Source organism: Pseudomonas sp. CVAP#3 (assembly GCF_018986375.1).
GTDB lineage: Bacteria > Pseudomonadota > Gammaproteobacteria > Pseudomonadales > Pseudomonadaceae > Aquipseudomonas > Aquipseudomonas helvetica.
On the sequence record NZ_JAHMSC010000006.1, the window covers coordinates 195,610 to 214,437 of the forward strand.

Here is an 18,828-nt window from a genome sequence, read left to right on the forward strand (position 1 = left end):
CTTCGCCCGAGCGCGGACCGGCCGACGGGGGCAAGCCCCCTCGCCACAAGAGCGAATCCTTTTCAGCGGTAAACCCCATCCTTCCCGTGCCCAACCATCGCCTTGTTGCTGCGCACGCTGATCATCAACTTGATATCGATCCAGTCGATGCCCTGGGCCTTGAGCTTGGGCAGTTCGCGTTCAAGCACCGCCAGGGTTTGTGGATAAGGGTGGCCGATCATCACCGCAGAGCCTTGCTTGTGGGCCAGGCTGATGGCGGTCTGTAGCTGAGTGAAGATTGCGCCCTCGGTGCGCTCGTCATCGAGAAACACATCTCGCGAAACGCTCGCCAAACCGATCTTCTGCGCCTCCGCGGCAGCGACTGTCTGAGCGCTGGTACGGCTGTCGACAAAGAACTTGTGCCGACGTTGCAGCTCGGCCATCAGCCACGTCATGGCGGGTTGCTGGGCGGTCATGCGACTGCCCATGTGGTTGTTGATGCCGCTGGTATAGGGCACGGCGTTGAACGCCGCATTCAGGCGTTTTTCCAGCTCTTCGATGGGGAGTTCGGGGTGCCAGGCGAACGGGCCGGTAGCCGGATCCATGGGCATGTGCAGCATGACAATCTTGCCGGCGCGGTGGGCCTCGCGGGCAAATTCGGCAGCGTGGGGAGTGTCGGGCATGATTGCCGTGGTCACCGGCCCGGGCAGTGCCAGCACGCGGCGGTCGCGTGGCAGGTTCTGCCCGAGGTCATCGATGATCAGGCTCAGGTAGGCCTTGTGTGGCGCCGCCGTCTCGGCAGGCGCCGCATGAGCAGCGCCTGCCAGACAGCACATCAGGCTGAGGATGACCCGCAAACGCATCTCAGTGGCCGCGGGTGATGCTCAGGCCCTTGAGCAGGCTCAGGGCCTGGGCCAATTGGTAATCGTCGTCCTGTGGCATCGGTTTAGCTTTGCCGCTGGACTTGGTTGGCTTGTCGGCGCCACCGTTGCCATTGCCCAGGTGACCTTGCAGGTCGGCTTCCTTGAAGTATTCGCCGTCCTGCTCATTGGTGATCTTGGCCTTGCGCACTTCGATGTCCGGAACGATGCCCTGGGCCTGGATCGAGCGCCCGTTCGGCGTGAAGTACAACGCGGTGGTGATCTTCAGCGCACGGTCGTTGTTCAGTGGCAGCACGGTTTGCACCGAGCCTTTACCGAAGCTGGTGGTGCCCATGACCACTGCGCGTTTTTGATCTTGCAGGGCACCGGCGACAATTTCCGAAGCCGAGGCGCTACCGCCGTTGATCAGCACGACCATTGGCACCGCTTCGCTTTCGTCCTTGCCGGTGGCAGAGAAGCGCAGTTCGGAGTTGGCGATGCGGCCCTTGGTGTAAACGATCAGGCCTTTGGTGATGAAGTGGTCGACCACTTCGACCGCTGCTTGCAGCACGCCGCCCGGGTTGTTACGCAGGTCAAGCACGATGCCGCTGAGCTTCTTGCCGTTGTCCTTGCGCAACTTGGCCAGCGCCTTGGAGACCTCTTCGCCGGTCTTGACCTGGAACTGGGTGATGCGGATGTAGGCGTAGCCCGAATCCAGCAACTGGCTCTTCACGCTCTTGACCTGGATGGTCGCGCGGGTCAGCGTCACGTCGAACGGCGCACCGCCGTCGCGCACCAGAGTCAGAGTGATCTTCTCGCCGATCTTGCCGCGCATCTTGTCCACGGCTTCGGTCATGCTCTGGCCGCGGGTTGGCTGGCCGTTGATCTTGACGATGAAGTCGCCCGCCTGGATGCCGGCCTTGGAGGCAGGGGTGTCATCGATCGGCGAAACGACTTTGATGAAACCGTCTTCGGCGCCGACTTCGATGCCCAGGCCGCCGAATTCGCCGCTGGTGCTTTCCTGCAACTCGGCAAAGTCTTCCGGGCCGAGGTAGGCGGAGTGCGGGTCAAGGTTGCTGAGCATGCCCTTGATGGCATTCTCCAGCAGGGTCTTGTCGTCAACCGGTTCGACATAGGCAGCCTTGATCCGGTCCATGACCTCGGCAAAGGTGCGCAGCTCTTCCAGCGGCAATGGCGCCTTGGTGGTCGCAGCAGTGCCCGCAGGCGCAACCGCCGGGGCCGGTTGAGCGGCAAACGCCAACGGCGCACCGATCACCAGAGCGATCGTCAGGGCCAGCGAATTGAGGCGGGACAAATGCAGCATGTCGAACGAACTCCTAATGTAGGTGACTCAACGCCTATCCTTGCGCGCGGCACCATTGTGCTGGATCACTCGGGTGACCCTGCTGACGAATAGCGAAATACAGTCCAGGTGTGTCCTGGCCACCACTGTTACCGACAGTGGAGATGGATTCACCGGCCTTGACCACGTCACCGGCCGCTTTAAGCAGCGTCTGGTTGTGGCCGTACAAACTCAAAAAACCATTGCCGTGGTCGAGGATCACCAACAAACCTGCACCGCGCAACCAGTCGGCAAACACCACGCGACCGCCGTGTACGGCATGCACCTGGCTGCCTGCAGAGGCGCTGATCATCACGCCGTCCCACTTGGTTCGGGCATCGTCACCGCGGGTTTCACCAAAACGCGCAAGCAATCGACCATCGACAGGCCACGGAAGTTTTCCGCGGGCTGAAGCAAAGGGCCCGCCGAAGGACTCGCCGGCACTTGAAACCAGTGCGCCGGGTGTCGACTTGACGGGCTTGCGTGGGGCATCAGTAGGGGTCTCAGCCCGGGCCTGAGCCTCACGTAAACGCTTTTTTTCGGCTTCCTGCTGGGCGATCAGCGCTTTTTGTCGCGCTTCTTCTGCCTCACGGGCCTGGCGGGCCAGGGTTTCCTCGATGGTTTTGAGTACTTTAGACAGATCGGCCTGATCCTGCTCGCGGGCTTGCAGCTTCTGGTCGCGGGCTTTCACGTCGTCGTTGAGCTTGGCCAGGACTTGCTGACGCTCCTTGCGGACTTTCTCGAGTTCGTCGCGCTGGCTGTCGAGGCTGCTTTTCTGCACCAGCAACTGGGCTTGTTGCAGGGCGATATCCTGCTCGACGTTGGCCAGCTGGCGCAGGGTTTCGTTGAAATTCTTCAACTGCTCCAGGCGTGCCTGGCTCAGGTAGTCGTAATAGGTGAGGGTGCGAGCGAATTTTTCCGGGTTCTGCTGGTTGAGCAGCAGCTTCAGGTACTCCTGGCGGCCGTTCTGATAGGCCGCGCGGGCCTGAATGGCGATCAGTCGTTGCTGTTCAATGCGCGCGCTCTGGAGTTTTTTTTTCTCACCATCGAGTCGCTGTATCTCGGATTCGCTTTTCTTCAGCTCTTTTTGCAGTGCGTCGACCTGCTTTTCGAGCTTGCCCATCTCGGTCTCGGTGCCTTTGAGGTCCTTTTGCACGCCGGATTTTTCTTCCTGCAACTTGCCCAGCAGCTTTTTGAGCTCGGCAATATCCTGACGCGTGGCGTCCAACTGTTGCTGGGTTTGCGCGCGTTCATCGGCAAACGCCGGATGGAGCAGGCAGGTCAGGGCAAGGGCAATCAGGGCGCGAAGCATAAAGGCGGGCGACACCAGGGGAAAAAGGACAGCCTAGTATGCCCGGCCAAGGCTGTAAAAAAAACGTCCAATTCGGGCTGTGTGATAACTGGACTGAAAAACACCGAAAACCAATGTGGGAGCAGCCGGGCGACGTTCGTTTGCTCGCGATGGCGCCTTAACATTCAACTGTGAAGTTGGTGTCAGATTGCTATCGCGACCAGGCGAACGTCGCCCGGCAGCTCCCACAGGGTTTAGCAGCGTTTGAAAGCCTTGATCACACCAGAATCGACGTCCCCGTCATCTCGGCAGGCTTCGCAAGGCCCAGCAGCATGAGCATGGTCGGTGCCACATCCGCCAGTACACCGCCTTCGCGAACCTTGAGGTTGCGTTTACCGACGTAGATGAACGGTACTGGTTCTGTGGTGTGAGCGGTGTGCGCCTGGCCGGTGGATTCGTCGGACATTTGCTCGACATTGCCATGGTCGGCGGTAATCAGTGCTTCGCCGCCAACCTTTTCCAGGGCATCGACGATGCGGCCGACGCACAGGTCCAGGCACTCGACGGCTTTCACCGCGGCATCGAACACGCCGCTGTGGCCGACCATGTCGCCGTTGGCGTAGTTGACCACGATCACGTCGTAGCGCTGGTTTTCGATCGCGTCGACGATCCTGTCGGTGACTTCCGGTGCGCTCATTTCTGGCTGCAAATCATAGGTGGCGACTTTCGGCGACGGGATCAGGATGCGTTCTTCGCCCGGGAACGGCTCTTCGCGACCACCGGAGAAAAAGAAGGTTACGTGAGCGTATTTTTCGGTTTCGGCGATGCGCAGCTGGGTTTTGCCGTTTTTAGCCAAATAGTCGCCCAGCACGTTTTCCAGGCTGCCCGGCGCAAAGGCCGACGGTGCAGGAATGCTGGCGGCGTATTGGGTCAGCATGACGAAGCCGGCCAGTTTCGGCTGGCGCGCGCGCTCGAAATCCTTGAAATCGTCTTCGACGAATACCCGGGTCAGCTCGCGGGCGCGGTCGGCACGGAAGTTCATGAATACCACGGCGTCGCCGTCTTCAACCTTGACTGGCTCGCCAATGGTGGTGGCTTTGACGAATTCGTCGCTCTCGCCACGTTCGTATGCGGCTTGCAGACCCTGTTGGGCGGTGGTGGCGTTGAATTCGCCGTTACCGTCAACGATCAGGTTGTAGGCCTGAGACACGCGATCCCAGCGGTTGTCGCGGTCCATGGCGAAGTAACGGCCAATGATGCTGGCGATCCGGCCTTTGCCCAGCGTCTTGAAGGCTTCATCCAGCAGTTCGATCGACGACTGTGCGCTTTTTGGCGGCGTGTCGCGGCCGTCGAGGAAGGCGTGCAGGTAGATCTTCTCGGCGCCGCGCTTGAAGGCCAGTTCGGCCATGGCGATCAGGTGATCCTGGTGGCTGTGCACGCCGCCTTCGGACAACAGGCCCATGAAGTGCACGGCTTTGCCGGCAGCAACGGCTTTATCTACGGCGGCGCAGATGGTCGGGTTTTCGAAGAACTCGCCATCGCGGATCGCTTTGGTCACGCGGGTGAAGTCCTGATACACCACGCGGCCTGCGCCAAGGTTCATGTGGCCGACTTCCGAGTTGCCCATTTGCCCGTCCGGCAGGCCGACGTCCATGCCCGAACCCGAGATCAGGCCGTTCGGTACGGTGGCGTACAAACGGTCGAGGACCGGCTTTTTGGCCGCGAACACGGCGTTGGATTCCTGGCTTTCACTGTGACCGAAGCCGTCGAGAATAATCAGGACCAAAGGTTTAGGCGTGGTAGTCATGGATTCCACTCTGGCTTAAGTTAAAGGTGCGATGGAAAAAGGGAGTGGCAGTTTAAAGCGAAGTTCAGACCGCGTCACCGCCGGACGGGGTTTGGCCCACCATAGTGGCTGTGTATACTGGCCGACATTTTAACGCCCTGGAACCTCCTTGATGGTTGCTCACCTGATTGAATTTGCCACTAACCACTATCTGCTCGTCGGTATCTTCGTCGTACTGCTGGCGTTGTTGATCGCTCGCGAGATGAGCCGTGGCGGCCGTAGCCTCAGCACCGCTGAGCTGACTGCGCTGGTCAACAAGGACCAGGGCGTTGTTGTCGATATCCGTACCACCAAGGATTTCGCCGCCGGTCACATTGTTGGCGCGCTGAACATTCCGCAGGACAAACTGACCGCTCGCGTTGGCGAACTGGAAAAACACAAGGCCAAGACCATCATTCTGGTCGATGCCCTGGGCCAGCACTCCGGTACTCACGCTCGCGAGCTATTGAAGTCCGGTTTTACCGCAGCCAAGCTGTCCGGCGGGATCTCCAGCTGGAAAGCCGACAATCTGCCGCTGGTGAAGTGATATGAAAAACGTCGTCGTCTATTCCAGCGATTACTGCCCCTACTGCTCCCGAGCCAAGTACCTGCTCGAGAACAAGGGCGTAGCCTTCGAAGAGATCAAGGTCGATGGCAAGCCGCAGGTGCGTGCCGAGATGGCCCAGAAAGCCGGACGTACGTCCGTGCCGCAGATCTGGATCGGCAGCACCCACGTTGGTGGTTGTGATGATTTGTTTGCCCTGGACCGCGCCGGCAAGCTCGACGCGATGCTCACGGCCTGACTGAACCCTTAAGATCAGCAAACCCTACAAGACCCCAAGATCAGAAAGGATCTGAGATGACTGACCAACAGAACACTGCTGCTACTGAAGAAGAAACTGCACCGCAATTCTCCTTGCAGCGCATTTATGTGCGTGACCTGTCCTTTGAAGCTCCGAAAAGCCCGGCGATTTTCCGCCAGCAGTGGGAGCCGAGCGTTGGTCTGGACCTGAACACCCGTCAGAAAGCGCTGGAAGCCGACTTCCACGAAGTGGTGCTGACCCTGTCGGTTACCGTGAAAAACGGTGACGAAGTGGCGTTCATCGCTGAAGTCCAGCAGGCTGGTATCTTCCTGATCAAGAACCTCGACGAAGCCTCGATGAGCCACACCCTCGGTGCTTTCTGCCCGAACATCCTGTTCCCGTACGCTCGCGAAGCCCTGGACAGCCTGGTGACCCGCGGTTCGTTCCCGGCCCTGATGCTGGCTCCGGTGAACTTCGACGCCCTGTACGCGCAAGAAATGCAACGCATGCAGCAAGATGGCGTACAGACCGTTCAGTAAGCGTTCGAAGCCACAACGAAAAAAAGCGCCGTAACAGGCGCTTTTTTTATGGTTGTCGAGTATTGATCGTTCCCACGCTCTGCGTGGGAATGCCTCAAGAGACGCTCTGCGTCCAGTGACGCGGAGCGTCACGGCTGCATTCCCACGCGGGAGCGTGGGAACGATCATGTACGGGGGCTCGAGGGTTATTTGAAGCCGAGCTGGCGCCAGCCTTCATATACGGCCACCGCCACGGTGTTGGACAGATTCAGGCTGCGGCACCCTTCGCGCATCGGCAGGCGCAGGCGCTGTTCGGCAGGCAGGGCGTCCAGCACCTCGGCTGGCAGGCCACGGCTTTCCGGTCCGAACAGAAAGGCATCACCCTCGGCGAAGCTGGCGTCGTGGAACGGCCGCGAGCCCTTGGTGGTGAAGGCGAACACGCGCGGATGGCCGAGGCTTTCCAGGCAGCTTGGGAGATCAGCATGGCGCTGCAAAGTGGCATACTCGTGGTAATCGAGGCCGGCCCGGCGCAGGCGCTTGTCGTCCATCTCGAAGCCCAGCGGTTCGATCAAATGCAGGTGGCAGCCACTGTTGGCGCACAGCCTGATAACGTTGCCGGTATTCGGCGGAATTTCTGGTTGAAAAAGGATGACGTGAAACATGCACGGCTCCGAAGGTAAAGATGGACAGCATTCTACGCCGGAAGTGGACCCGCGACCGAAGCTATTCCCTCGGGTGATGGCCTCATTGGCGATCGTCGGCGTCATGGTCGGGATGATGATCGGTCGCCTGACCGAGCCCGACCCTACAGTACTGCAACAGGTTGAGGTCGAACCCGATGGCTTGGTGGTGTGGTTCAACAATGAACCGAAGACCCACGGCGAGTTCATCGACGGTAGCGTCGCGTTGCTGTTCGAGGCTGAGGGCAAGGCGCAAAACGGCCAGTTGAAGCTCAACGGCAAGGACGTGAACTGGCGGGTGCGATTGAGTGATAAGGGCTTGTTGCTGACGCTGGTGGCGGCCCGCCCCTTGAAGGGGGAGTGGGCTGGTAGCGAGGTCAATGACCGCTGGCGGTTGGAGGTCCATCTCCAGGAGCAATAAAAGAGGGAATCCCCGGCCTGCCTGTACCAAGGTTCCCCAAAACGGGAGGGGGTTCGTCGCGGTCTGCGTGATGAACCCCGGGTGTAAAGAGGGGAATCCCCGGCCTGCCTGTACCAAGGCCCCCGAAACTGGGTAGTGAATCGAATCGCTGATTGGGCTATTGCAGGGGGCGTGCCAGGTTTAGAGATGTTGCAGAAAATAGCTTGTATGCAGCGCTGAAAGCCCCGTTATTCGGGGCTTCTGCGTTTTTGTTGAGTGGTTTTTCGTATGGGCAGAGGCGGGATTTTGCTTCCCGTGGAATGCGCGATTGCGGTTCACGGTGCATTGAGGCGGTGCACGAGTCGTTAGGATCGTTCCTACGCTCTGCGTGGGAATGCCTCAATGGACGCTCTGCGTCCGCTGTTGGGACGCGGAGCGTCCCGGGCTGCATTCCCACGCGGGAGCGTGGGAACGATCAGGCTTCTGCTTAACCCTCATCCCCTTCATCGTCATCGCCGCTATCGACCTTCATCCCCAGCTCCTTGATCTTGCGGGTCAAGGTGTTGCGGCCCCAGCCGAGTAATACGGCGGCGTCGCGACGGCGTCCGGCGGTGTGTTTGAGGGCGGTTTCGATCATGATCCGCTCGAAGCTCGGTACGGCGCTGTCGAGCAGGCTCGACTGACCACGCGCCAACGCCTGATCGGCCCACTGACGCAGCGCTTGCTCCCAGTTGGTCACCGGTGCCGAATCCTGCGGCAAGCTCAGCAGCTCTGGCGGCAGGTCACTGATGTGCACTTCGCGACCCGACGCCATCACGGTGATCCAGCGGCAGGTGTTTTCCAGCTGCCGTACGTTGCCTGGCCACGGCAGGTTCTTCAGGTATTCCTCGGTTTCGCTTTTCAGTAGCTTCGGCTCCACCGCCAGTTCTTGTGCGGCGCGGGCGAGGAAATGCTTGGCCAGGGTCGGAATGTCTTCGCGACGGTCTGACAGGCGCGGAATGTGGATACGGATCACGTTCAGGCGGTGGAACAGGTCTTCACGGAATTTCCCGGCGTGCACCAGGGTTTCCAGATTCTGGTGAGTCGCAGCAATGATGCGCACATCGACCTTGACTGGCACATGACCGCCGACGCGATAGAACTCGCCATCGGCCAGTACCCGCAACAAGCGCGTCTGGGTGTCGGCCGGCATGTCGCCGATTTCATCGAGGAACAGTGTGCCGCCATCCGCTTGTTCAAACCGTCCGCGCCGCAGGTTGGCTGCGCCGGTGAACGCGCCTTTTTCGTGACCAAACAGCTCGGACTCCATCAGGTCCTTGGGGATTGCCGCCATGTTCAGCGCAATAAACGGCGACGCCGCGCGCGGGCTGTGGCGGTGCAGGGCGTGGGCCACCAGTTCTTTACCGGTACCGGATTCGCCGTTGATCAGCACGGTGATGTTGGAGTGGCTCAAACGCCCGATGGCGCGAAACACTTCCTGCATCGCCGGCGCTTCACCGATGATTTCCGGGGTGCGGGCCAGGATTGGCGCCACTTCCAGGCCTTGCTGTTCCTGGGCATGCTGGTTGGCACGCTTGACCAGCGACACCGCTTCATCGACGTCGAACGGCTTTGGCAGGTACTCGAACGCACCGCCCTGATAGGACGCGACAGCGCTGTCCAGGTCGGAGTGCGCGGTCATGATGATCACTGGCAGCCTTGGGTGTTGCTCGCGAATCCGTGCCAGCAGGTCCAGGCCGCTGGTGCCGGGCATGCGGATGTCGGAGATGATCACGTCCGGTTGTTGGCGCGCCAGGCGGCTCATCACGCCATCGGCGCTGTCGAAGCTTTGTGTGGTCATGCCTTCCTGTTGCAAGGCTTTTTCCAGGACCCAACGGATAGAACGGTCGTCATCGACGATCCACACGGTTTCACTACGGCTCATGTCGATGTGGCTCCTTGTTCCAGTGGCAGAAAGATCGAGAATGTGGTGTGGCCTGGATGGCTGTCACATTCGATCAGGCCCTGGTGCTGGCTGATGATGTTCTGGGTAATGGCCAGGCCGAGCCCGGTACCGTCCGGGCGGCCGCTGACCATGGGGAAGAAGATGGTTTCCTGCAGGTCTGCTGGAATCCCCGGGCCGTTGTCGATGATTTCGAGCTTGGTCACCAGGCGATGGCGCACGTGGCCGATGGTGAACTGGCGCATGGCACGCGAACGCAGGGTGATGCGGCCCAGACGCAACTCGTTCTGGGTGCTGATGGCCTGCATCGCATTGCGCACGATATTCAGCACGGCCTGAATCATTTGCTCGCGGTCGATCAACACGTCCGGAATGCTCGGGTCGTAGTCGCGCACCAAAGTGATGCAACCTTGGCTTTCGGCTTCCACCAGATGACAGACGCGCTCCAGCACTTCGTGGACGTTGCACAGGGCAAGCGACGGCAGTTTGTTCGAGCCGAGCATGCGATCAACCAGATTACGCAGGCGATCCGCTTCCTCGATGATGACGTTGGTATAGTCCTTGAGGCTTTCTTCCGGCAGCTCGCGGGCCAGCAATTGAGCGGCGCCGCGAATCCCGCCGAGCGGGTTCTTGATCTCGTGAGCGAGGCCGCGCACCAGCATCTTGCTGGTTTCCTGCTTGGAGAGCTGCGCTTCTTCTTTAGTGATGCGCAGCAAGCGATCACGCGGGTGGACTTCGAGCAGCAGCAGCGTGTCGCCGTTGCTAAGGATCGGCGTCACCGCATAGTCGACGGTCAGGGTCTGGCCGGTCAGCGCGGTGAGCATCGCTTCGCGCTTGGTAAACGGGTGCGCTTGTTCGACCGCTTGGCGCAGGGAGTTAAGGGCTTCGGTCGACTCGGTGAACAGCTCGCTGATGAATTGCCCATGGCTGCGTTGGCCGCTGATGGCCAGGAGCATTTCCGCCGCGGGGTTCATGTACTCAAGGCGCAGTTCGGCGTTGAGCAGAATGGTGGCGGTCGTCAGGTTGTCGAGTAGTAAGCGGTGCAGTGCGTCGCTGATGGTCATTAGGACCTCTTTTGGAGCGTGGCGGCTCAGAGACTGGTCTGAATCGCGCGCGTGAACTGGGCGCTGATACGAGGAAAATGCAAAAACCAAACCAAGGCTCCGAAAAGAAGCGTTCAGGCCCTGAAACAGGCGTTTTAAGCGCGATTGCGTGGCGTTCTGCCGGCCTTTGCGGGTATTTTCGAACCAAAATGGGTTGAAATATGGGTAGGGTGCAGCCAGTTGCACCAATATAGTGCGCAAACCTGAACAAGGTTCAGAAGAAAGAAAAAATCCCGACTTTTTCTTCTTCGGGCTTATCCGCGAGCGGACATTCCGGGCGTTGGCCGTAATCGGTCAGGGTGCAGGGCTTGATCTGGCGCTTCTGCGCCAGGGAGATACGCAGCATGTGGAATGGCTGATTGGCTGTGCGTTCGACAATCCGCCCGTGTTCGTCGAGGATTTCCACTGCCAGTTGATGGGTGCCGCGATCAATATTGCTTAAGGTGAACACCGGGCTGGGGCCGGGATCGGCAGTCGGTTGGCCGTCCAGTAACAATCGATAGCGATGGCCGCGTTGCAAGGTGGGTTCGTTGGTGACACTGACGATCACTTCCCCCGCGCTGCTGCGCACCGAAGCGTCCGGTTCCGGTACGAGTACGCGAAGCATGTCGTAGTGAAACAGTGGTTTTTCCTCAGGCTTCTTTGGGGCTGCTTGCGATATTGCCCCGCCGGGATTGGCCGACATACGATTACCTGGCGCCAGTGTGACTCGCTTGGCGTTTCCGGGGCGGGGTTGATCGGTGAAGACCCGATTGCCTTGGGCGTCGATGTAGGTGTAGACCTCGGCCTGCGCCGGCAGAGCGATCAGCCACAGGCACATGGTGATTATCCAGCACCTCACGGGAGGTGTACCCGCTGCACGGTGAAGGTGAGGGTCGGGCTTTGCTGCACCAGGCTTTCTCCGGCGAGCACCTGCACCGCGAGATGGTGTTCGCCGCGATCGATGTTCACCAGTTGCAAGCGCGGCACATTGCTCGGCTGGCCGTAGGGTTGACCGTCCAGCAGCAATCTAAATACATGTGATCCTTGCAGTCGTGGCTGAATCTGCACGCCGACGGTGAAGGTGCCGTTATTGGCGCGCAGGGCTTCATCGCTGGGCAGGCCGGTCAGTTCCAGCACTGAATACACGGCGTTTTTGTCTGCGTGCGGGGTTGGTTGTTCGGGCGTCATCGGTGGTTGGTGTTCGATGCTGTTGAGTGGCGGCAACTCGACGGCCTGGCTCTTCACGCCATCGGGCGGCTGATTGCTGTAGGCGGTATTGCCGCTGGCGTCGGTGTAGCGGTAGATCTGCGCGGAGGCGGGCAGGGCAATCAGCAAGAAGATGAACAGAAAACCACGACCCATAAAAAACGCCCAATAATCGAAAACGTTGGTTTGCAGCATAGGCCAGGGTTAAGTGTTGGCCCACGTCACTAACACCCTGACACGAAAGATCAATAAATCTCGCTCAAATGCGGCTCCTACGGATGGGCGCTGCACAATTCGGCAGTGGCGCGTACGAGTGCAAGCTCACGCAGCGGCACTTGGGTCGCGGCTTTATTGGCTTTGGCCAGCCATGACGGGCAGTGTGGGTCATTGCGATACGGGGTGAAATCGGCCAGTTGTTGCAGCAGGCGCGTTTGTAACAGATCGAGTTGCGGGCGGATCAGGCCAACGAGGTCGGGGCGAGGGTCGTTGGGCGCTTTGCCTTGTGCATACCAGTCGGACAAATGTGCGTACTGCACTAACTTGTTGGCTTCGATCTGCGCCGAGAAGAACTGCTCAACGGCCTCATTGCTCAATTTATAGTAGGGCGCCTCGGCGAGGGCGTCGGCAATGACTTCATGTTCACGCTGACGATCCTCGACAGGCTTGCCACTGTCCCACTTGCTTAGTGCGACCTTGTCAGCAATCACCAGTCGCTCTTGAATGGTGCTGAGCAGCGGGGCGAGGACCGCGGGTGCGAGGGTTGGAGCTGGAGCATGAGTGGCAGTGGTGGCCGCGCAGGCAGTGTTGGCGAGCAGGGCGGTGAACAGTGCAAGGCTCAAACGTAGGTACATGGGACGTCTCTTCTTCATTCCGTGGAAGGGCATGATGCCTATAACAGTAGGCCCGATAATAAGGGTTCGCCCACAAAAAAGGCCTCCCGAAGGAGGCCTTTTCACATTACGCCGCTTGCGCGAGCGTTACTGGATCAGCAGCTGTAGTACAGCTCGTATTCCAGTGGGTGTACGAAGGTACGTACTTTGATTTCTTCTTCGCTTTTCAGGGCGATGTAAGCGTCGATGAAGTCGTCGCTGAAAACGCCGCCTTTGGTCAGGAACGCACGACCTTTGTCCAGCTCTTCCAGGGCTTCTTTCAGGCTGCCGCAAACTTGTGGGATCTCTTTCGCCTCTTCAGGCGGCAGGTCGTACAGGTTTTTGTCAGCCGCATCGCCTGGGTGGATCTTGTTCTGGATGCCGTCCAGGCCAGCCATCAACAGTGCAGCGAAGCCCAGGTACGGGTTGGCTGCCGGATCCGGGAAGCGAGCTTCGATACGGCGAGCGCGAGGGCTCGACACGTAAGGAATACGGATCGAAGCGGAACGGTTGCGAGCCGAGTAGGCCAGCATCACTGGAGCTTCGAAACCTGGGACCAGACGCTTGTAGGAGTTGGTCGACGGGTTGGTGAAGCCGTTCAGGGCCTTACCGTGCTTGATGATGCCGCCGATGAAGTACAGGGCGGTATCGGACAGGCCGGCATAACCTTCGCCAGCGAAGGTGTTCTTGCCATCTTTGGCGATGGACAGGTGAACGTGCATACCCGAACCGTTGTCGCCGTACAGTGGCTTAGGCATGAAGGTCGCGGTGCGGCCGTATGCATCGGCAACGTTGTGTACGCAGTACTTCAGGGTCTGAACTTCGTCAGCCTTGGCGACCAGGGTGTTGAACTTCACACCGATTTCGTTCTGGCCGGCAGTCGCCACTTCGTGGTGGTGAACTTCGATGACCAGGCCCATTTCTTCCATGGCGTTGCACATGGAGGTACGGATTTCGTGGTCGTGGTCGAATGGCGGAACCGGGAAGTAGCCGCCTTTGACGCCTGGACGGTGGCCTTTGTTGCCGCCTTCCACGTCCTGGTCGGACATCCACGAACCTTGTTCGGAGTAGATCTTGAACATCGAGCCGGAGATGTCGGACTTGAACTTCACTTCGTCGAAGATGAAGAACTCAGGCTCTGGACCGACGAAAACGGTGTCGCCGATACCGGTGGACTTCAGGTATTCCTCGGCGCGCTTGGCGATGGCACGTGGGTCACGGTCATAGCCTTGCATGGTCGAAGGCTCGATCACGTCGCAAACCAGGATCAGGGTCGGCTCTTCGGTGAACGGGTCCAGAACGGCAGTGGTGTCGTCCGGCATCAGGATCATGTCGGAAGCTTCGATGCCTTTCCAGCCAGCAATGGAGGAACCGTCGAACATTTTGCCTTCTTCGAAGAAAGCTTCATCCAGCGCATCGCGAGCCGGCATGGTCACGTGGTGCTGAGTGCCTTTTGTGTCCGTGAAGCGCAGATCAATCCACTTGACGTCATGATCTTTGATGAGTTGAACCGACTTCGACATAGTGTCCTCCGGGTGGCTTCGGGCTTAGTAATGGATGCCCTTAGAATGTGGGTGATGCCGGCGCGAATACTCTGCCTTGGCAACCTGCCTCACAAGGGAGCAAATTGCATGCCAGTGCCCCGACTTGGATTTATTGCCCCAATATCACGCTTATAAAGGTGCAAGGCGCTTTAAAATAGAAAATATCGCCCTTTAATGTAGCGCTAAATTTCATAAATGACCTGTTTTGGTGCATTGAAAACCTTCTGCACATTAACTGGTTAAACCTTGAGCAATTTCCGCTATAATCCGCGCCCCCCTTTTTCGGCTGGCCCTGCGCGCGCTGTTTTCATGAAACTAATCGTAAAAGTCTTCCCCGAGATCACCATCAAGAGCCGCCCGGTACGGATGCGTTTCATCCGTCAATTGGCCAAAAACATCCGTGCCGTGCTCCGCGATCTGGACCCGGCCGTGGTGGTGAACGGCGTGTGGGACAACCTCGAGCTGGAAACCCGCATCAGCGACCCCAAGGCCCTGAAGGACATGACCGAGCGCCTGAGCTGCATGCCGGGCATCGCGCATTTCCTGCAGGTCGACGAGTACCCGCTGGGCGACTTCGACGACATCGTCGCCAAGTGCAAGCAGCACTTCGGTGATTCGCTGGCCGGGAAGATCTTTTCGGTGCGCTGCAAACGTGCCGGCAAGCACGAATTCAGCTCGATGGACGTCGAGAAATACGTCGGCAGCCAGCTGCGTCGTCAGTGCGGCGCCGCCGGGATTTCGCTTAAAGAGCCTGAAATCGAAGTTCGCATCGAAATTCGCGACAAACGGTTGTTCGTGATTCACAGCCAGCACAACAGCATCGGCGGCTACCCGCTCGGCGCGCTGGAACAGACCCTGGTGCTGATGTCCGGCGGTTTCGATTCCACCGTCGCGGCTTACCAGATCATGCGCCGCGGGCTGATGGCCCACTTCTGCTTCTTCAATCTCGGCGGGCGCGCCCACGAATTGGGCGTAATGGAGGTCGCGCATTTCATCTGGAAGAAGTACGGCAGCTCCCAGCGCGTGTTATTTGTCAGTGTGCCGTTCGAGGAAGTGCTGGGAGAAATTCTCGGCAAAGTCGATAACAGTCATATGGGCGTAGTATTGAAGCGTATGATGTTGCGCGCTGCGTCCCGGATCGCTGATCGACTGGACATCGAGGCGCTGGTCACCGGCGAAGCGATTTCCCAGGTTTCCAGCCAGACGCTGCCGAACCTGTCCGTGATCGACTGCGTGACCGACAAGCTGGTGTTGCGTCCGCTGATCGCCAGTCACAAGCAGGACATCATTGACCTGGCCAACGAAATCGGCACCGCCGATTTCGCCAAGCACATGCCGGAGTATTGCGGGGTCATTTCGGTGAACCCCAAGACCCACGCCAAGCGTCCGCGTGTGGAGCATGAAGAGAAAGAATTCGATATGGCAGTGCTCGAGCGTGCGCTCGAGAACGCCAAGCTGGTGCCGATCGATCGGGTGATCGACGAATTGGGCCAGGATGTGCAGGTTGAAGAAGTCAGTGAAGCGCTGGCCGGTCAGATCATCATCGACATCCGTCACCCGGATGCCGCCGAAGACGAACCGCTGGAGCTTGCTGGTATCGAGGTACAAGCGATGCCGTTTTATGCCCTGAACGCTCGTTTCAAGGAACTGGACCCTACTCGCCAGTACCTGCTGTATTGCGACAAAGGCGTGATGAGTCGCCTGCATGCTCACCATTTGCTCAGTGAGGGGCATGCCAATGTGCGCGTTTATCGACCGAGCTAAGAGCCCGGGGCTGTTTGCCTGTGGCCTGCGTCACCGGCCCCCCGACGCCGCCGTCAAGCTGTAACGGCAAGGCCTGACTCTACTGTAAATCGCTGCCAAGACTTGTCAGCACACCGAATCCTCTGATCGAGATACACAAGTGATCGAAAATCTACGCAACATCGCCATCATTGCTCACGTTGACCATGGTAAGACCACCCTGGTAGACAAGCTCTTGCGTCAATCCGGCACCCTGGAGCGCAACGAGCTCAACGACGAGCGCGTGATGGACTCCAACGACCAGGAGAAAGAGCGCGGTATTACCATTCTGGCGAAAAACACCGCCATCAACTGGAACGGCTACCACATCAACATCGTGGACACCCCGGGCCACGCCGACTTCGGCGGCGAAGTTGAACGCGTAATGTCGATGGTTGACTCCGTTCTGCTGCTGGTTGACGCTCAAGACGGCCCTATGCCGCAAACCCGTTTCGTGACCAAGAAGGCTTTCGAAGCCGGCCTGCGTCCGATCGTGTGCATCAACAAGGTTGACCGTCCAGGCGCGCGTCCGGACTGGGTTCTGGACCAGATTTTCGACCTGTTCGACAACCTGGGCGCCACCGAAGAACAGCTGGACTTCAAAGTGGTCTACGCCTCGGCCCTGAACGGTATTGCCGGTCTGGACCACTCCGACATGGCTGAAGACATGACCCCGCTGTACCAGTCGATCGTCGACAACGTACCTGCGCCGAAAGTCGACCGTGACGGTCCGTTCCAGATGCAGATCTCCGCACTGGACTACAACAGCTTCCTGGGTGTTATCGGTGTTGGCCGTATCGCTCGTGGTCGCGTCAAGCCGAACACTCCGGTCGTGGCTATCGGCGCCGACGGCAAGAAGCGTAACGGTCGTATCCTGAAGCTGATGGGTCACCACGGTCTGCACCGTATTGACGTTGAAGAAGCTGCTGCAGGCGACATCGTGTGCATCAGTGGTATGGACTCGCTGTTCATCTCCGACACCCTGTGCCACCCGGACGCGGTCGAAGCGATGAAGCCTCTGACCGTTGACGAGCCAACCGTTTCCATGACCTTCCAGGTAAACGACTCGCCTTTCTGCGGTAAAGAAGGCAAGTTCGTGACTTCCCGTAACATCAAGGAACGTCTGGACAAAGAGCTGCTGTACAACGTTGCACTGCGCGTTGAAGAAGGCGACTCGGCTGACAAGTTCAAGGTTTCCGGCCGTGGTGAGCTGCACCTCTCGGTACTGATCGAAACCATGCGTCGCGAAGGCTTCGAAATGGGCGTTGGTCGTCCGGAAGTGATCATCCGTCAGGTTGACGGCGTGAAGCAGGAACCGTTCGAAAACGTCACCATCGACACCCCTGAAGAATCCCAGGGCAAGGTCATGGAAGAGATGGGCCTGCGTAAAGGCGACCTGACCAACATGGTGCCGGATGGCAAAGGCCGTGTTCGTCTGGAATACAACATCCCTGCTCGCGGTCTGATCGGTTTCCGTAACCAGTTCCTGACCCTGACCAACGGTGCTGGCATCCTGACCTCGATCTTCGATCGCTACGACACCATGAAGTCCGGCGACATGTCCGGCCGTCAGAACGGTGTTCTGGTATCGGTAGAAACCGGCAAGGCGCTGACCTACTCCCTGGAAACCCTGCAGGCGCGTGGCAAGCTGTTCGTTGAACACGGTCAAGAGATCTACAACGGTCAGATCGTTGGTCTGAACAGCCGTGACAACGACATGGGCGTCAACCCAACCAAAGGCAAGAAGCTCGACAACATGCGTGCTTCGGGTAAAGACGAAACCATCGCCCTGGTTCCACCTGTTCGCTTCACCCTGGAACAGGCCCTGGAATTCATCCAGGACGATGAATTGTGCGAAGTGACTCCGAAGTCCATTCGTCTTCGTAAAAAGATTCTTGACGAAGGCGAGCGCACCCGCGCTGCCAAGAAAGCCAAGAACTGAGTTAACTCAGGCTGAATGAAAAACGCCCCCGACCGCAAGGTCGGGGGCGTTTTTGTTTGTCTGGGGAAAAAATCAAAAGATCAGAACTTGTCGAGGGTCCGAGGATTGCTCTCGCGCACGACTTCTTTCGGCTTGTACGCGCAATACCCAGGCCGTGGGCCGATTTTCGGGTGATTACGGCAAGTATCCGGGCGCTTTTCATAAATAGTGCACAAACGGCTCTTACGATCCAGATACAGGCAATCGTTGTTGCTCATGCGTTGGAGCGTGAAGATCTCGGACTTCTGGTTGTAGCGCTCGACAATCCCTTCCTTCTGCAAGCGCTTGGCGATGTTCTTGGGTGGATCGCCCAGTTCGAATTCGTCGACGATGCCGATGCGGATCAGGTCTTTGATCTTGACCTCGACCGGCAGCGTGCAGCAGCTGGACACGCACGAGCCGCACATCGGGGCGGAGTACTTGGCCCAGGTATCGAGACGGTCGATCTCCGCGGCGGCGATCAGGTTCGGCTTCATCATGTGGAATTACCAGCGTGCATCAGGGCGCGCGATCATACCGGGACTGGTGATTTTTTGAACGACCATTTGCCGGTTTTTTTATGGCTACACTGAATTTTTCGAGCGATCGGCATGGCATCTGCATCTTTTCAACGTGTATCGGCAAGGGGATAGGCTCGATTCAGGCGATTGAAAAAAACGCCGAACCAGTGCATTTATCTCATGTCAGACCGACTAGGCTCAGTCAATTTCATGCTCGTCCG

At 58.7% G+C, this 18,828-nt stretch carries 18 protein-coding genes; 6 read left to right on the forward strand and 12 right to left on the reverse strand.

Going from position 1 to position 18,828, the window contains the following annotated elements:
- Positions 1–62: 62 nt before the first annotated feature.
- The 4 genes from KRR23_RS13185 to gpmI all read right to left on the reverse strand — a co-directional run bounded on the left by KRR23_RS13185 (position 63) and on the right by gpmI (position 5,279).
- Entirely contained in the window at positions 63–842 is a 780-nt protein-coding gene (locus tag KRR23_RS13185) for a divergent polysaccharide deacetylase family protein (RefSeq protein WP_216742846.1), read from the reverse strand.
- A 1-nt stretch (position 843) separates the two neighbouring features.
- The gene (locus KRR23_RS13190) at positions 844–2,163 is read right to left on the reverse strand and encodes a S41 family peptidase (protein WP_123582053.1); all 1,320 of its coding nucleotides are present in this window, start codon (positions 2,161–2,163) and stop codon (positions 844–846) included.
- Between the two features lie 34 nt (positions 2,164–2,197).
- The gene (locus KRR23_RS13195) at positions 2,198–3,493 is read right to left on the reverse strand and encodes a murein hydrolase activator EnvC (RefSeq protein ID WP_216742847.1); all 1,296 of its coding nucleotides are present in this window, start codon (positions 3,491–3,493) and stop codon (positions 2,198–2,200) included.
- 256 nt (positions 3,494–3,749) lie between these two features.
- Positions 3,750–5,279 carry a 2,3-bisphosphoglycerate-independent phosphoglycerate mutase gene (gene gpmI / locus KRR23_RS13200; protein WP_216742848.1) on the reverse strand — a complete coding sequence of 510 codons (1,530 nt, stop codon included), beginning with the start codon at positions 5,277–5,279 and terminating at the stop codon, positions 3,750–3,752.
- A 151-nt stretch (positions 5,280–5,430) separates the two neighbouring features.
- Here gpmI and KRR23_RS13205 point away from each other — a divergent pair, with 151 nt between their 5' ends.
- The 3 genes from KRR23_RS13205 to secB are packed head-to-tail and all read left to right on the forward strand — an operon-like array spanning position 5,431 to position 6,639.
- Positions 5,431–5,844, forward strand: a complete 414-nt coding sequence (locus tag KRR23_RS13205; protein WP_054595164.1) for a rhodanese-like domain-containing protein — start codon at positions 5,431–5,433, stop codon at positions 5,842–5,844.
- 1 nt (position 5,845) lies between these two features.
- Positions 5,846–6,100: a glutaredoxin 3 gene (grxC, locus tag KRR23_RS13210; RefSeq protein WP_216742849.1), complete on the forward strand. Its 255-nt coding sequence runs from the start codon at positions 5,846–5,848 to the stop codon at positions 6,098–6,100.
- 56 nt (positions 6,101–6,156) lie between these two features.
- Positions 6,157–6,639 carry a protein-export chaperone SecB gene (gene secB / locus KRR23_RS13215; RefSeq protein ID WP_103320397.1) on the forward strand — a complete coding sequence of 161 codons (483 nt, stop codon included), beginning with the start codon at positions 6,157–6,159 and terminating at the stop codon, positions 6,637–6,639.
- A 185-nt stretch (positions 6,640–6,824) separates the two neighbouring features.
- On the opposite strand, the gene KRR23_RS13220 is transcribed toward secB, so the two are convergent.
- On the reverse strand, positions 6,825–7,280 hold the full coding sequence (locus KRR23_RS13220) for a tRNA (cytidine(34)-2'-O)-methyltransferase (protein WP_145016683.1): 456 nt from the start codon (positions 7,278–7,280) through the stop codon (positions 6,825–6,827).
- On the opposite strand from KRR23_RS13220, the gene KRR23_RS13225 reads away from it, so the two are divergent.
- Complete coding sequence (locus KRR23_RS13225) at positions 7,279–7,719, forward strand: hypothetical protein (RefSeq protein WP_216742850.1); 441 nt, start codon at positions 7,279–7,281, stop codon at positions 7,717–7,719. The two genes, KRR23_RS13220 and KRR23_RS13225, sit on opposite strands and share 2 nt — an antisense overlap.
- A 466-nt stretch (positions 7,720–8,185) precedes the next feature.
- On the opposite strand, the gene ntrC is transcribed toward KRR23_RS13225, so the two are convergent.
- From ntrC to glnA, 6 genes are all read right to left on the reverse strand, one after another.
- Complete coding sequence (ntrC, locus tag KRR23_RS13230; RefSeq protein ID WP_054595168.1) at positions 8,186–9,622, reverse strand: nitrogen regulation protein NR(I); 1,437 nt, start codon at positions 9,620–9,622, stop codon at positions 8,186–8,188.
- Entirely contained in the window at positions 9,619–10,704 is a 1,086-nt protein-coding gene (gene glnL / locus KRR23_RS13235; protein ID WP_123582046.1) for a nitrogen regulation protein NR(II), read from the reverse strand. The genes ntrC and glnL overlap by 4 nt, the downstream gene beginning before the upstream one ends.
- A gap of 253 nt (positions 10,705–10,957) precedes the next feature.
- Entirely contained in the window at positions 10,958–11,584 is a 627-nt protein-coding gene (locus tag KRR23_RS13240; RefSeq protein ID WP_216742851.1) for a DUF4124 domain-containing protein, read from the reverse strand.
- Positions 11,581–12,087, reverse strand: a complete 507-nt coding sequence (locus tag KRR23_RS13245; protein ID WP_216742852.1) for a DUF4124 domain-containing protein — start codon at positions 12,085–12,087, stop codon at positions 11,581–11,583. The genes KRR23_RS13240 and KRR23_RS13245 overlap by 4 nt, the downstream gene beginning before the upstream one ends.
- A gap of 116 nt (positions 12,088–12,203) precedes the next feature.
- Positions 12,204–12,782, reverse strand: a complete 579-nt coding sequence (locus KRR23_RS13250) for a chorismate mutase (RefSeq protein WP_216742853.1) — start codon at positions 12,780–12,782, stop codon at positions 12,204–12,206.
- Between the two features lie 134 nt (positions 12,783–12,916).
- A complete protein-coding gene (gene glnA / locus KRR23_RS13255) occupies positions 12,917–14,323 on the reverse strand; it encodes a glutamate--ammonia ligase (protein WP_019691316.1) in 1,407 nt (468 codons plus the stop codon).
- 330 nt (positions 14,324–14,653) lie between these two features.
- Between glnA and thiI the strand changes: the two genes are divergently transcribed.
- Positions 14,654–16,108 carry a tRNA uracil 4-sulfurtransferase ThiI gene (gene thiI / locus KRR23_RS13260; RefSeq protein ID WP_216742854.1) on the forward strand — a complete coding sequence of 485 codons (1,455 nt, stop codon included), beginning with the start codon at positions 14,654–14,656 and terminating at the stop codon, positions 16,106–16,108.
- A gap of 139 nt (positions 16,109–16,247) precedes the next feature.
- Positions 16,248–18,068, forward strand: coding sequence for a translational GTPase TypA (gene typA / locus KRR23_RS13265; RefSeq protein WP_123582040.1), 1,821 nt, complete (start codon positions 16,248–16,250; stop codon positions 18,066–18,068).
- An 80-nt stretch (positions 18,069–18,148) separates the two neighbouring features.
- Here typA and KRR23_RS13270 read toward each other — a convergent pair whose 3' ends face one another.
- Entirely contained in the window at positions 18,149–18,586 is a 438-nt protein-coding gene (locus KRR23_RS13270; RefSeq protein ID WP_019691319.1) for a YkgJ family cysteine cluster protein, read from the reverse strand.
- Positions 18,587–18,828: the final 242 nt, after the last annotated feature.

Coding starts and splice junctions, on each gene's coding strand:
- KRR23_RS13185 (WP_216742846.1), bottom strand. CDS start 842: ATGCGTTTGCGGGTCATCCTCAGCCTGATGTGCTGTCTGGCAGGCGCT.
- KRR23_RS13220 (WP_145016683.1), bottom strand. CDS start 7,280: ATGTTTCACGTCATCCTTTTTCAACCAGAAATTCCGCCGAATACCGGC.
- KRR23_RS13190 (WP_123582053.1), bottom strand. CDS start 2,163: ATGCTGCATTTGTCCCGCCTCAATTCGCTGGCCCTGACGATCGCTCTG.
- glnL (WP_123582046.1), bottom strand. CDS start 10,704: ATGACCATCAGCGACGCACTGCACCGCTTACTACTCGACAACCTGACG.
- thiI (WP_216742854.1), top strand. CDS start 14,654: ATGAAACTAATCGTAAAAGTCTTCCCCGAGATCACCATCAAGAGCCGC.
- KRR23_RS13195 (WP_216742847.1), bottom strand. CDS start 3,493: ATGCTTCGCGCCCTGATTGCCCTTGCCCTGACCTGCCTGCTCCATCCG.
- KRR23_RS13245 (WP_216742852.1), bottom strand. CDS start 12,087: ATGGGTCGTGGTTTTCTGTTCATCTTCTTGCTGATTGCCCTGCCCGCC.
- KRR23_RS13250 (WP_216742853.1), bottom strand. CDS start 12,782: ATGTACCTACGTTTGAGCCTTGCACTGTTCACCGCCCTGCTCGCCAAC.
- grxC (WP_216742849.1), top strand. CDS start 5,846: ATGAAAAACGTCGTCGTCTATTCCAGCGATTACTGCCCCTACTGCTCC.
- KRR23_RS13270 (WP_019691319.1), bottom strand. CDS start 18,586: ATGATGAAGCCGAACCTGATCGCCGCCGCGGAGATCGACCGTCTCGAT.
- ntrC (WP_054595168.1), bottom strand. CDS start 9,622: ATGAGCCGTAGTGAAACCGTGTGGATCGTCGATGACGACCGTTCTATC.
- secB (WP_103320397.1), top strand. CDS start 6,157: ATGACTGACCAACAGAACACTGCTGCTACTGAAGAAGAAACTGCACCG.
- gpmI (WP_216742848.1), bottom strand. CDS start 5,279: ATGACTACCACGCCTAAACCTTTGGTCCTGATTATTCTCGACGGCTTC.
- KRR23_RS13225 (WP_216742850.1), top strand. CDS start 7,279: ATGCACGGCTCCGAAGGTAAAGATGGACAGCATTCTACGCCGGAAGTG.
- KRR23_RS13205 (WP_054595164.1), top strand. CDS start 5,431: ATGGTTGCTCACCTGATTGAATTTGCCACTAACCACTATCTGCTCGTC.
- glnA (WP_019691316.1), bottom strand. CDS start 14,323: ATGTCGAAGTCGGTTCAACTCATCAAAGATCATGACGTCAAGTGGATT.